Annotated in this window: 12 protein-coding genes; 10 read left to right on the forward strand and 2 right to left on the reverse strand. The window is 54.7% G+C overall.

The annotated features are described in order from the left end of the window. The coding region (locus tag ABX962_RS16855; protein ID WP_372721209.1) for a 2-oxo acid dehydrogenase subunit E2 at positions 1–678 on the forward strand (678 nt) is incomplete at its 5' end. Between the two features lie 356 nt (positions 679–1034). Here the strand turns inward: ABX962_RS16855 and ABX962_RS16860 are convergent. Beyond that, complete coding sequence (locus tag ABX962_RS16860) at positions 1035–2150, reverse strand: glucose 1-dehydrogenase (protein WP_372721216.1); 1116 nt, start codon at positions 2148–2150, stop codon at positions 1035–1037. A 342-nt stretch (positions 2151–2492) separates the two neighbouring features. On the opposite strand from ABX962_RS16860, the gene ABX962_RS16865 reads away from it, so the two are divergent. The 9 genes from ABX962_RS16865 (at position 2493) to ABX962_RS16905 (ending at position 11003) form a co-directional block, all read left to right on the forward strand. Further along, a complete protein-coding gene (locus ABX962_RS16865; protein WP_372721210.1) occupies positions 2493–3182 on the forward strand; it encodes a helix-turn-helix transcriptional regulator in 690 nt (229 codons plus the stop codon). 64 nt (positions 3183–3246) lie between these two features. Continuing rightward, positions 3247–4062 carry a Fe-S cluster assembly ATPase SufC gene (gene sufC, locus ABX962_RS16870; protein WP_345325561.1) on the forward strand — a complete coding sequence of 272 codons (816 nt, stop codon included), beginning with the start codon at positions 3247–3249 and terminating at the stop codon, positions 4060–4062. 122 nt (positions 4063–4184) lie between these two features. After that, positions 4185–5591 (forward strand): Fe-S cluster assembly protein SufB, encoded by a 1407-nt coding sequence (gene sufB, locus ABX962_RS16875; RefSeq protein WP_339937784.1) that lies wholly within the window; start codon positions 4185–4187, stop codon positions 5589–5591. Between the two features lie 190 nt (positions 5592–5781). Next, entirely contained in the window at positions 5782–7086 is a 1305-nt protein-coding gene (sufD, locus tag ABX962_RS16880; RefSeq protein WP_372721211.1) for a Fe-S cluster assembly protein SufD, read from the forward strand. Positions 7087–7199: 113 nt separating this feature from the next. Next, positions 7200–7520, forward strand: a complete 321-nt coding sequence (locus ABX962_RS16885) for a metal-sulfur cluster assembly factor (RefSeq protein WP_339937788.1) — start codon at positions 7200–7202, stop codon at positions 7518–7520. Positions 7521–7781: 261 nt separating this feature from the next. Beyond that, complete coding sequence (locus ABX962_RS16890) at positions 7782–8804, forward strand: ATP-grasp domain-containing protein (protein WP_339937790.1); 1023 nt, start codon at positions 7782–7784, stop codon at positions 8802–8804. After that, entirely contained in the window at positions 8771–9817 is a 1047-nt protein-coding gene (locus ABX962_RS16895; protein WP_372721212.1) for a hydantoinase/oxoprolinase family protein, read from the forward strand. The genes ABX962_RS16890 and ABX962_RS16895 overlap by 34 nt, the downstream gene beginning before the upstream one ends. Before the next feature lie 84 nt (positions 9818–9901). Continuing rightward, complete coding sequence (locus tag ABX962_RS16900) at positions 9902–10516, forward strand: hypothetical protein (RefSeq protein ID WP_372721213.1); 615 nt, start codon at positions 9902–9904, stop codon at positions 10514–10516. A gap of 88 nt (positions 10517–10604) precedes the next feature. Next, positions 10605–11003, forward strand: a complete 399-nt coding sequence (locus tag ABX962_RS16905; RefSeq protein ID WP_372721214.1) for a methionine-R-sulfoxide reductase — start codon at positions 10605–10607, stop codon at positions 11001–11003. 19 nt (positions 11004–11022) lie between these two features. On the opposite strand, the gene ABX962_RS16910 is transcribed toward ABX962_RS16905, so the two are convergent. After that, positions 11023–12750, reverse strand: coding sequence for a tol-pal system YbgF family protein (locus ABX962_RS16910; RefSeq protein ID WP_372721215.1), 1728 nt, complete (start codon positions 12748–12750; stop codon positions 11023–11025). Positions 12751–12907: the final 157 nt, after the last annotated feature.

The following is a 12907-nucleotide window of genomic DNA, read 5'->3' on the forward strand; positions in this document are numbered from 1 at the left end:
AAGATCCGCAAAACGATCTCCAAACAAATGCATGCGAGTTGGTCGACCGTTCCTCGTGTCACCAATTTTGATGACGCCGACATCACCGACCTTGAACGGCTTCGCCAATCGAGCAAAGACGATTACGCGGCGCAAGGGCTGAAGTTGACGACGATGCCGTTTTTGATCAAAGCGGTCGCGACGGCACTGCGTCATCACCCCAGCATCAACGCGGTAATCGACGAGCAAAACGAGCAAATCATTTACAAGGACTATGTAAATGTTGGCATCGCTGTGGATACCGATCGTGGTTTGGTCGTTCCCGTCATGCAGAACACTGACCAACGCGGCATCCCCGAAATTGCTCGCGGATTAGCTGAAATGGCAGGCAAGGTGCGTGGTGGACAATTCGCCGTCAGCGATTTGAAGGGCGGAACCTTTACCATCAGTAACCTCGGAGCGATCGGCGGCCAATACTCGACGCCCATCGTCAACGTTCCCGAAGTGGCGATCTTGCTGGTCGGCCGCAGCCGTAAACTGCCGGTCGTGATGCCCGACGACAGCATCCAACCCCGTTTGATGATGCCACTGAGCCTGTCCTATGACCATCGCTTGGTCGATGGCGGAACTGCGGCACGATTCTTAAACGATGTGATTGGATACCTCGAAGCACCAAGCCGGCTGCTGCTGGCGTTGTAATTGCATCAGCCATCCAAGGAAGAGTCGCCTCTCGTTCCGCTAGAGCGTTACTGGAATGGGCGTGGATCGGCCAGCTCTGCAGGTAGTGGACGAGGCAACGAGTCCCAGCGACGTAGTGGCACGACGGGACTCGTAGCCTCGTCCACTACATAGAAAACACTTCACCCGCGTGATGCCCCCACGTTTGATTTAGCGAGCTGTGGGACGCGTCGAGCCGGACACGAACAACGAAAAAGAGCCACACTCGATCAGTGCGGCCCTTTTTTTCGTTTGTTATCTTGCCGACCTTATCTTGCCGGCCATATTTTGCCGGCCATGGACCGGGCGGCAATCGAATCGCTCAGCGACCTAACCGACTACTCGTTTGCGACGTTGACGAAGACCTTCAACGCCTCTTTGTCTTCGACCAACAACCGCATCATTTCCTTGTAGTTATCCAGACCGTCGACGGGATGCGTCAAGATTCTTTCGAGCACGCCGGGATACATCATCTCACCCAATGCGAGGTCACGAATCCCCATTTCAAAGTGATTTCGGTTTGCGTTCACACTGCCGAGCAACAGCTTGTTGCCGAGCACGAATTGCAAGTTGATGCTATCCGAGGGAACTTCGGTGACTTTGTCGCCCCCGGTAATTCCGGTCCAGACCACGACGCCGTTGTGTCCCAGGTGCTGCATGGACTCGAACGCCAATTGGCTGCTGCCGGTAGCATCGACGATCAAGTCAGGCTTGCCGGTGATCTTAACCAACTCGGCCATCGAGGTTTCTCGCGTACTGATGTAGTTCGCCTCGAGTCCCGCAACAATCTCGGCCTTCAAGTTCGGTGCCTCACCACGAGCAAGCGTGTAGACTTCCAAACCGCGAAGCTTCAAGATCAACGTGGTGAGCAGACCAATTTGTCCGGCGCCGAGCACATAGGCGACACTCGGACGCCACACTTTCATGCGGTGCTGTGCTTCGTACGCCTGATGAACCGCCTTCGCAGCACAGCTCATCGGTTCTTGCAAAACGTGCAGGTGCTTCAGTCCTTCGGGCACACGAACGATGTACTCTTCCTCGTCCACAAAGTACTCGGTCAAGTAACCGTGACGCAGATTGATGCCGCGTTCGTAGTACTCTTCCTCGCTCGTCATATCGTTGGTGCCGATCATGTCGTAGATCGAACTACCGGGACGGCGAACGGTCGCGGTGACATAGTCGCCGGGCTTCACGCGGCGGACATTGTCGCCCACCGCTTCGACGATGCCGAAGCATTCGTGGCCGATGACTAAGTGTTTGTCCCCGGCAGGGGCATTTCCATACAACGCGTCGTTGATCTCACGGTCGGTTGCATCCACCCCGACCTTCAATACTTTGACCAAAACCCCGTTGCCATCGGCAACTTGATCCAGGGTCGGCTTGGCAATTTCTTCGAGATGGACGCTATTAGGGGTGCCTGGCGTGACTGCGACAGCCTTCATAATTGACTCGATCAACGGTAAAGGGGGGTGGAGGGTATGCGATGGTTCAAAGCATGAGTATGTTGTTACTCGAATGCCTTTTGAGCGGCAAATGATAACAATTCATCACCTAGCTGCTCAGGGGGACTCTGCTCAGATCATTTCAGATCATTCGGTCGCCTTGGCGACATCTACAGCCCTCTCTAGGGGGCTCTATCCGGCGTTGACGTCAACATAATCGCCATTGGATGCATTTTTGACAACAGTGGTTGTCAAAAATAGGTTTGCCCTCAATAATGACAGTGTTGCGTAGGCATCTTTTGCCGATCGCACCTTTTTCGTTATGTTTTTTCGTTACGTCCACCCAAGTTTTCCATGACGTCGCCTCCCGTCTCTTCATCTCAAATTGACGAACTCCGATCGGTCGATCGCGAATTGTTGATGGCGATGCGTAGTGGGGATGCGTTTGGTATCGGAGATTTAACGGAACAGCTCGGAGTGACGGCGACGGCAATTCGTCAACGCATTGAGCGGTTGCTCGAATCGGGACTGCTTGAACGCGAGAAAATTGTTGCGGGACGCGGCAGACCCACATTTCAGTATCGCTTGACGGTGCGTGGTCATCGTCGTGCGGGAGCGAATCCTGCTGAGTTGGCGGAAGCGATGTGGCAAGAGATCTTAGCGATCCCGGATCCCAAAATTCGCCAACAGTTACTCAGTTCGGTGGCAAACCGGTTAGGACGTCAGTTTGCGACTCAGGTCAATCGCGAAGTCGATCAGGACCAATCGTTTGAGTCACGGATGATCAAATTGTCGGAAATGTTGACGGATCGTCACATCACGACGGAGATTTCGCACGCGGGTGACTTGCCCGTGCTTGATATTTGCGCGTGCCCGTATCCATCCCTTACCGACACCTCGGACGAACGTGCGATGTGTCGACTCGAAGAAGAAATGATATCCGAGGCGCTTGGTCGCCCGGTCCACCTCAGCAGTTGTCGACTCGATGGAGATCACTGTTGCCAATTTGCCGCGACGGGTGAACCGTCGGATTCGGCAAACTAAACGACATCGTTATCTCGAAACAGCACACAACGATTCCTTTCCTTTTGAACTTTTGCAATCAAGCATGACACACGTACTGCAAATCAAGAACCTTCACGTTTCGGTTGGCGACAAGCCGATCCTTCGCGGCGTCAACCTGACACTCAACCACGGTGAGACTCACGCGTTGATGGGCCCCAACGGTAGCGGCAAGAGCACGCTCGGCTTAGCGATCATGGGTCACCCAGGCTACGAAGTCACCGACGGATCGATCACGCTTGATGGCGAAGACGTGTTGGCGATGTCTCCGGACGAGCGTGCTCGTGCAGGCATCTTCATGGCATTCCAACGCCCGATGGCGGTCCCCGGTGTAAAGATGGCGGACTTCCTTCGTCATGCGACCACCAACGTTCGTCGCCCGGACCGCAAAGAGGGCGAAGAACTGATTCCGATGCGAGAGTTCCGCAAAGAGCTAAAGGAAAAGATGGCTCATTTGCGAATGGACGAAGAATTCGCTCGCCGCTATGTCAACGATGGCTTCTCCGGTGGCGAAATGAAGCGTGCCGAGATCTTGCAACTCGCGATGCTGCAACCCAAGTTTGCGGTGCTTGATGAAACCGACAGTGGCTTGGATGCCGACGCGGTTCGTTTGGCGAGCGAATCGATTGCTGAAATCGGACACCAAAAGATGGGTCTGCTGATCATCACTCACCACGACAAATTGCTCGAACACAATCCGCCTCAATACACCCACGTCATGTTGGGCGGCCGTTTGGTGGAAACCGGCGGTTCTGAGTTGGCCGAAGAATTGCATCGCCACGGTTACGATCGCATCCGCAAAGCGTACCCCGAAGCGGAAGCGGCAAACCAAGAAATGTTGGCCGAAGAAACCGCTGTGTAACAGTGGTGTCCCGAGACCCGTCGAATGAGGGCTGGTCTGCGTGGATTCTGGCTCGCGTGAACGCTGGCCTGTCTGAATCGAATAAAACTGCACTTTGAAATTTGAATAAGTTAGGAAATACGATGTCCACTGATGTGACCGAAAAGTCTGACATTGGCGAAATTAACAAGTACAATTTCCGCACGGAAACCACCGGCGTCTTTCGTGCTGAAAAAGGCTTGAGTAAGGATGTCGTGAATCAAATTTCCGACATCAAAAACGAACCCGACTGGATGCGAGAATTCCGTCTGAAGTCGCTTGAAACGTTCGAAGCGCGGCCCATGCCAAAGTGGGGCGGGGCGATTGATATCGATTTTCAAGATATCTATTACTACCTCAAACCAACCGACCACCAAGGCAAGTCCTGGGACGACGTTCCCCAAGAAATCAAAGATACGTTTGATAAGCTAGGCATTCCCGAAGCCGAGAAGAAATTCTTGGCAGGCGTGAAGGCCCAATTTGAAAGCGAAGTGGTCTATGGATCGCTCGAAGAAGATCTTGCCAAACAAGGCGTGATCTTTACCGATACCGACACCGCGGTTCGCGAGCACCCCGATTTGCTGCGTGAATACTTTGGCAAGATCATTCCGCCCGAAGACAACAAGTTCGCGGCTCTGAACAGCGCGGTGTGGTCCGGTGGATCGTTCATCTACATTCCCAAGGGAGTTCATATTGATTTCCCATTGCAGGCGTATTTCCGCATCAACGCCGAGAGCATGGGGCAGTTTGAACGAACGCTGATCATCGTCGACGAAGGGGCCAGCGTGCATTATGTCGAGGGCTGTACCGCGCCGATGTACAGCACCGAGAGCCTGCACAGCGCCGTCGTGGAAGTGGTCGTCAAACGCAACGCACGTTGCCGCTACACGACGATTCAAAACTGGGCAAATAACATCTACAACCTCGTCACCAAGCGTGCCTACGCTTATGGCGATGCCACGATGGAATGGGTCGACGGTAACCTGGGAAGCAAGCTGACAATGAAGTACCCTGCGGTCCACATGATGGAACCGGGTGCTCGTGGTGAAATTTTGTCGATCGCGTTCTCGAGTGCGGGCCAACACCAAGACGCCGGTGCAAAACTGGTCCACTGTGCTCCGAACACGACCGGGCAAATCATCAGCAAGAGCATCAGCAAGAACGGTGGACGCAGCAGTTACCGTGGACTGGTCCGCGTTGAACCGGGTGCCCACAACAGCAAGAACAATGTCGTCTGTGACGCATTGATCTTGGACCCCGAAAGCCGCAGTGATACGTACCCGTATATCGAGATCGCTGAACAAGACGTTCAAATCGGTCACGAAGCAAGTGTGTCGCGAATCGGCGAAGAACAAATGTTCTATCTGCTCAGCCGCGGGCTTACCGAACAAGAAGCGAGCACGATGATCGTCAACGGTTTCATCGAGCCTCTGGTCAAAGAGTTACCGATGGAATACGCGATTGAAATGAATCGCTTGATTCAACTGCAAATGGAAGGCAGTGTCGGTTAACCCGCACCTGCCAACTTGTCCGTAGTCGAAAGCCGCCAGCGGATCGGGCGTTTGCAGCGCCCGATCAGTCGTCCGATCGATCAGCTGATCGATCGCTTAATCGATAGCCCTGACGTGCTCGGCTACCATGCCTCTCATTCCTCCACGTGGCACGCACGATTGCTTGCTGCTCCAAGCTAACTAAATTCAGATGACGCAAACGACAACTTTAACGTTCGACCAAGCCGGTTTTGATTCATTCTTGGCGGCACAAAGCGAACCCGATTGGCTGACTCAGCTCCGCCGTGATGCGTGGCAGCACTTCGAGAAAATGGGGTGGCCCGATCGACGTCACGAAGAGTGGATCCGCACCGACATTCGCGCCTTTCAGCTCGGCAAATTTGGAATTCCTGCGACCGAGTTACGCGAGGCGCCGACCAAAGCACAACTTCGCGAAGGGGTTGAACTTGGCGGTTCGATCGAAACGGTCGATAGCTACGTGATTGGCGAAACGCTTGATGAAGAGCTGGCCGCCAAGGGCGTGGTGTTTGGCAGTTTGTCGCGAATCTGTGCCGAGCATCCTGAATTGGTTCGGCCTCATTTGTTTACCGCGTGTGATCCTGATTACGACAAATTCGCAGCGTTGCATGCGGCGTTTTGGTCGGGCGGCCAATTTTTGTATGTCCCGCGCGGCGTCGTGCTCGACAAACCGCTGCACATTGGTTCGATGATGACCGAAGGCGGCACCGATACGACGCACACGTTGATTGTGTTGGAGGAGGGTGCCGAAGCAACCGTGCTGCACGAATCCAATGGCGTCAGCGAACAGAGCAAAGGACTGCACGTCGGCGCGGTCGAAGTGATCCAAAAGGCCAACTCGCATCTCCGCTACGTCAACTTGCAAGAATGGGGATATGGCACCTACCAATTTGCTCATCAAAAAGCGTTGGTCGGCAAAGACTCGACCCTGCAGTGGACGATCGCCGCAATGGGTTCGCTGCTATCCAAAGTAAACCAATCGGTCGATTTGGTCGGTCCGGGTGCCAACAGCCAAGTCAACGGCGTGATGTTCACCGAGGGGCGTCAACATCTGGCCTATCACACGCTGCAGCATCACCGGGCCCCGTGCTGTCACAGTGACTTCTTGTACAAAGCGGCTCAGCAGGACAAGAGCCGCACCGTGTGGCGTGGCATGATCAAAGTCGATCCGATCGCTCAGAAAACCGATGGTTATCAACGCAACGACAACCTTGTGTTGTCCGAATCATCGCGAGCGGATTCGATTCCTGGATTGGAAATCGAAGCCGACGATGTGCGTTGCACCCACGGCAGCACGACGGCGAAGGTGGATGAAGAGCAGATCTTCTACGCTCAATGCCGCGGCTTTACTCGCAAAGAAGCGACTCGGATGATCGTCAGTGGCTTCTTTCAGCAGATTTTCGATCGGATCACGATCGAAAGCGTTCGTGACGCCTTGGGTGCTGCAATTGCACGTCAAGTTCGCGAATACGAATAGTCTACAAAAGCCGCGTCATTTGATACAATCGGCGAGACTCGCGGTGACGCGAGTCTGCTGTCCCCCTTTTTAAACTACTCGCCTTACCCCCCGTCCAATAGGTAGCGATCACCATGGCACTTGCTGAAGACAAAGTCCGTGAAGCGCTCAAGCAGGTCATCGATCCTGAGCTTTATGTCAACATTGTGGACCTTGGATTGGTTTACGAAATCCGAATTGCCGAGGAACAAGAAGATGGTCGTCACAAGGTCGAAATCGACATGACGATGACCAGTCCGATGTGCCCCGCCGGTCCGCAATTGGTTGCGGGCACCAAGGGTGCGGCCGAAGGACTTGACGAAGTCGAGCTGGCCGAGGTCAAAGTGGTGATGGACCCGCCGTGGTCTCCCGATAAAATGACGGACGAAGCCCGCGACCATCTCGGCATTTTTTAACGTCCGCAGAGGTTCAAGCGGCGGTCATCAAGCTGCCGTATGCATGAATTCAGACAACGTGTCTGCCGGAGCCAGAAAGATCGGGCGTCCCCTTGGTGTTAAAACCATGATCCTGACAGCTCAATAGCAGTGAACCGCCAAAGGCGGTTGCCTTTTAAATTTACAGACAGGCCTTTTCGCCTGGCTTAATATGAATGACAGGCTAGACGCCTCCCCACCATCCATCGTGCTCATTGCAAGCCATATTAGCGGGTCAGACTCATGCGTATCTTTGTCGGCGAGTACGTCTGTGGTGGCGGCCACGCAGAGAAAGAACTGGACAATGTCCCCGCCTCGTTGCGACACGAGGGGGCCGCAATGTTGCGGGCCATCGCAAGTGATTTGTCGGAGTTTGCCACGGTAACAGTGCCGTTAGATCCACGCATGAACATTGATGTCGATGCGGCTGAAATTGTTCCGATGCATGCGAATGATTCGTTTTACGGCCAGTGGGTCTCGGCAGCGAAAAACTGTGACGCCGCATTGATTGTGGCTCCAGAGAGTAACGGAATCCTGGCCAAATCGGTGGCAATGCTGCGGGCAGGCGGGGTTGATGTGATTGCGGGCAGCGGCGATTTTCTGCGCGTGGCAAGCGACAAGATGCAAACAGCAAAGTGCCTGCATTCCGCTGGCGTCGCCCACCCCTTGTTCGTCACACTCGCGGACGACCGCTATGAGCAAGAAATCCAGAACTTCAAACGGTTTGTGATGAAACCGCGAGACGGGTGCGGCACGCAAGAAATTCGCACGTTCGACTCTTATGCCGAAGCCCGGGCGTTGTTGACCGACGACCTGATCCTGCAACCTTGGATGCCAGGCCTCGCGATCTCGATTGCGCTGATTGCCTCGGGCACCAACTTGACGTTGCTGCCGGCGGTGCGTCAAGAACTCGAAGACAAAAGCTGCGAGTATGCTGGTGGACAAGGACCGCTGGATGACGAGGCACAACGTCGCGCCGCGGTGCTGGCATCGCGAGCGATCGCTGCGATGCCCCCCACCGCGCGAGGGTTCGTAGGCCTCGACATGCTGCTGGGCGATTGCTCGAGCGAAGATTACGTGATCGAGATCAACCCCCGTCTAACGACGTCGTATGTGGGGCTGCGTCAAATGATCCATGGCAATCTTGCCGCTCGCCTGTTTGACCTGGAAACCGGACCGGTTTCTTGCAACGCCGCAGTGGACTCGGTGCGGTGGACCCCTTCGGGAACGGTTTGGATCAACGATACAGTGACGCAATCCACGTGATAGTCGGGATCGATATTGGCGGCGCCAATCTGAAGTTTGCCAGTGAGACCAAACAGGCTCACGCATGCTTCTTTCCCATGTGGCGACGACCGGAAACGCTGAAGGACTCGCTCTGCCAGTCGCTCAGTTTGTATCGAGACATCTCGGCGATCGCGGTCGTCATGACCGGCGAACTCGCAGACTGTTTTATCGATCGCGCCGAAGGTGTTTTTCACATCGTCGACCACACTCGCAATGCCGCGTCCGAGCTTGGCATCAACGCCTGTTACTTCTACGGGGTCGATGGTTTGTTTCGCGAGCATGTTGCCGCTGAAGATGTCGACCAGGTCGCCGCAGCAAACTGGCATGCACTGGGAAGTTATGTCGGGCAATCGATTACCCCCAATGCACTGTTGATTGATATCGGTTCGACCACGACCGACATCATCCCGATTCGCAATGGAAAAGTGGCCACCAACGCTCAAACCGACTACGACCGCCTGTGCGAAGGCTCACTGGCGTACGTTGGTTGCCAGCGGACTCCGGTCTGTGGACTCTGTTCGTGGGTGACCTACCAGGGCAATCGCATCCCGGTGATGAATGAAATGTTTGCCACCATCGACGACGCCCGCATCATGCTTGGCTTTGCCCCCGAGGATGCAAACGACGTTGAAACAGCGGATGGCAAGGCTCGCACAAAAGAATTCGCGTCGAACCGATTAGCAAGAATGATCGGCTTGGACCGCCGCAACGTGTCGCTTGACCAAGCCACCGATATCGCCGAACAGGTCATGCGAGCAGCACAGCAACAGATCGCCTATTCAGTACAACGTCTGCTGTCAAAAATGTCCTTTAAACCAACGATTTACGTGATTAGCGGCCACGGAAACGATCTTCTGAAAATCCCTCGCGAAGTCGAGGTGATCACGTTGACAAAGCAAATGGGCGAAGAAGCGGCACGGGGCGCTCCATCGTATGCCGCAGCAAAACAACTAAGACGATTTCTCGAATCGCGTTCAAACCATGCTTCCTAACCCGCAATCGCCCTGGCCAATCCGACCGAATTCCGGGCGTTGTCTTGCTACCTTTTTGAATTTGCAATGGTTCGGACTTAACTGATGCGCCGCGTTATTAAAATCGGTGGCAGTCTGATGTCGCGTCCCGATCTGCCGAGCTGTCTAGCCGAGCTGTTCGACGTGATCGCTGTCGCCGCCCCATCCGCTGCTGATCCATCCGCTGCTGATCCACTCGAGACGTTAGTGATCGTGGGTGGCGGTCAGCTTGTCGATGCGGTGCGAAAATGGGACCAACAGCGGCCCTTGGATCCAGCGAAAACGCATTGGCAATGTATTGAATTGCTGCAGTACACCTTTGAGTGGATCGGCGACTGGTTTCCCGCGTGGCATCGGGTCGATTCGGTGGCATCGCTGCAGGAAGCGGTACAACAAGGTTTTTCCACGACCGCCCCGAATTTGATCTCGGTGCGAAGTTTCTACGACCGTGGCAACGATGGCGATCTGCCGCACGATTGGCGAACCACAAGCGATTCCTTGGCCGCGAAACTGTGCAGCGACACCGCCGCCGATGAATTGGTCCTGCTAAAATCGTGTGATATCGAAGAATCTTGGGACCGCCGCCACTTGATCTCGCGTGGCGTGATTGACGAAGCCTTCACATTATTCGACAACGCGGACTGGAAATTGCGAATCGTATCAGTGAACGCCATCGCGTGAGCGGCCCCCAATGGCTCCCATGCTGTCCCTTGCTCCCTAAACCCCTTGCTGCCTAAACCCATTGCTCTCTAAAAACTTGGAGTTCGCTATGCCAGAATTTAATGAATTGAATCCCGACGAAGCCCACGTTTTACTGCAAAAAGGGACCGAGCGTCCTGGGACGGGTGCCCTGCTGAACAACGAGGACGAGGGCACTTACCTGTGTCGCCGCTGCAATGCTCAGCTTTATCGCTCGCAGGACAAGTTCCATGCTGGATGTGGGTGGCCCAGTTTTGACGATGAGATCGAGGGTGCCGTTCGCCACGAAACCGATGCGGACGGACGTCGTGTCGAAATTTTGTGCGAAAACTGTGGCGGCCACTTGGGGCATGTTTTCAAGGGCGAGCGACTGACCGAGAAAAACACACGGCACTGCGTCAATTCGCTATCGATGCGTTTCATCCCTGCCGGTCAAGAGATCCCCGCCGTCATCAAACCCGACGCCTAAGCCGCGGACCTTAGCGGTCTCAATCCGATTCAGATTTTTGCAGCAGTCGAGCGCGGATCCGGTTGCCGTGTTCTTGGATATCGCCGGTATGCTTGTAAAGCTCGACCGCCTGATCGACTTTGTCCAAATGTTCAATCGTACGACCGAGGCTATAGCGGGCCGCAGGGGTCCAGTGCGATAGCTGAGAATCTTCGAGCACTCGTTTGCGGAACCAAGTTTCCGCGGTGTCGTAACGACCATCGTCGTATTGGATCAGACTGAGCCAATAGGTCGCGGTTTGCTTGCCGAGCCGGATCATCGCCTGGGCTTGCTGGACTTGACGGTCATACACCTCGGGGGCCATCCCTAGTTCGCGTCGAATTCCATAGGCCTTTTGTAAATCCACATCGATACGAAGATCAGCGATCTCGAACTCAGGTTTCCGCTGACTTAAGTAGAGGGGCCGTGCGCCTTTGACATTCGCTTCGTCATCATTATCAAATTGCCCATGCAAATGTCGCCAACGCGCCAACGAAAACATCCGAGACGACTCGACATCCGCGTCCATGATCGCCCATCGCGAAAAATACCAAAATCCAAGCAACGGATCTCGCTGTGCCGCCTGTTCCAGCGCGGCATGATAAACCTCGGCCAAAACCGGAACCTCCCAGATACGAACACCGGCAATTCCGGCAGCTGCATCAAGCTGCTCCGCCACTTGATCGACATCGGTATAGACCGTCATCCGCCGATCCCCCGCCAACCGTGATTCCAAATGCTGCATCCGTGAACTGATCCCCACCGGCAATACATTCAGTAGCGCAATGTTCTGCTGAACATCTTGCTTGCTGAAGGGATAGTCATAAAAGCCAGGGATATTCAGCCGACGCATCACCGCAGCGTCTGAACGAGCCTGGGCCAATGTGGCGATCCCGATTTGATCTGGGCCTGGGATGAAAACGCCCAAGGCAGGTTCAAACAAATAGACGTTTTCGCCAACCAGAACGCCGACGGCCCACGGTATCAATTGGCCGGTCTCGGTCGACTGGATTGCCAACATTGCTGCGGTGATCCCCGCCTGACGACACAATTGGGTGAATACACCTGCCCGCTGAAGTGAGTCGCCGGTCCCACGCCAAACGCTCTCATAATCGGTTTGCCGGTACCCGGCGCCTTGGAAAACCATACCCAGCGGCAATTCGGGAGGCGTAATTTGCAGTGCAGGGGGTGAGACAAACGGTTCGAGCGCAACATTGCGAATCGTCCAGTCAAAGAAGCGGCATGCCGATCGCAACTGGTTCGTTTGTTCCGCACCAAGTTTTTCCTCTTGCTCGACTAACCAAGACGTCAACAACGGGTCATCGCTTTGCGGCGCATCGACCCACTTGGCAATCGCGCCAAACAGGTAGGCATCACGCAAATGGCTGACATCCGAACGCAAAAAGCGGTCGCCCAGAACAATTTCGTCAACACGTTTGGCGGGTAACAGGTCCGAAATCGTATTTAGCAACTTCGGCTGCGAATCGCTCTGGGACATCGGAACCGACTCGAGCCAGCGGTTCAGGTGATAGGTGATTTGTCGTCGAGATTCGTCCTGATTCAGCTCGATCAAGCGGGTCAGCAAGCTATGAACTTCGCCCAGATGGTCTTGCTTGGTCTCGGTTTGCAGCCTCGCTTGACGCTGAACCTGGATTTTTTGCACGACGCTCGCATCGTCGCCACAGCCGATCATCGCCACTATCATCAGCGGAGCCAAACCGGACAGCATGATTTGGAGGGGCGAAACGAGAGTTCGATGTCGCCAGAGCGAGCAGTTTTGTGAGGCCATAGGAGGTTTCGAACAAGTGATGCTTTAGGCCGAGATTTCAGCACAGGCCGCGCGGAGCCTGAGCAAACGATCCATCATCGGTCCAAAAGCGTCCAAT

This window comes from Novipirellula sp. (genome assembly GCF_041583735.1).
Classification (GTDB): Bacteria; Planctomycetota; Planctomycetia; order Pirellulales; family Pirellulaceae; genus Novipirellula.

What these genes read in the sequence shown, in the direction of transcription:
- sufD (WP_372721211.1), top strand. Translation starts at nt 5,782, where the DNA reads ATGACGCAAACGACAACTTTAACGTTCGACCAAGCCGGTTTTGATTCA.
- ABX962_RS16885 (WP_339937788.1), top strand. Translation starts at nt 7,200, where the DNA reads ATGGCACTTGCTGAAGACAAAGTCCGTGAAGCGCTCAAGCAGGTCATC.
- ABX962_RS16910 (WP_372721215.1), bottom strand. Translation starts at nt 12,750, where the DNA reads ATGCTGTCCGGTTTGGCTCCGCTGATGATAGTGGCGATGATCGGCTGT.
- ABX962_RS16900 (WP_372721213.1), top strand. Translation starts at nt 9,902, where the DNA reads ATGCGCCGCGTTATTAAAATCGGTGGCAGTCTGATGTCGCGTCCCGAT.
- ABX962_RS16865 (WP_372721210.1), top strand. Translation starts at nt 2,493, where the DNA reads ATGACGTCGCCTCCCGTCTCTTCATCTCAAATTGACGAACTCCGATCG.
- sufB (WP_339937784.1), top strand. Translation starts at nt 4,185, where the DNA reads ATGTCCACTGATGTGACCGAAAAGTCTGACATTGGCGAAATTAACAAG.
- ABX962_RS16890 (WP_339937790.1), top strand. Translation starts at nt 7,782, where the DNA reads ATGCGTATCTTTGTCGGCGAGTACGTCTGTGGTGGCGGCCACGCAGAG.
- ABX962_RS16905 (WP_372721214.1), top strand. Translation starts at nt 10,605, where the DNA reads ATGCCAGAATTTAATGAATTGAATCCCGACGAAGCCCACGTTTTACTG.
- sufC (WP_345325561.1), top strand. Translation starts at nt 3,247, where the DNA reads ATGACACACGTACTGCAAATCAAGAACCTTCACGTTTCGGTTGGCGAC.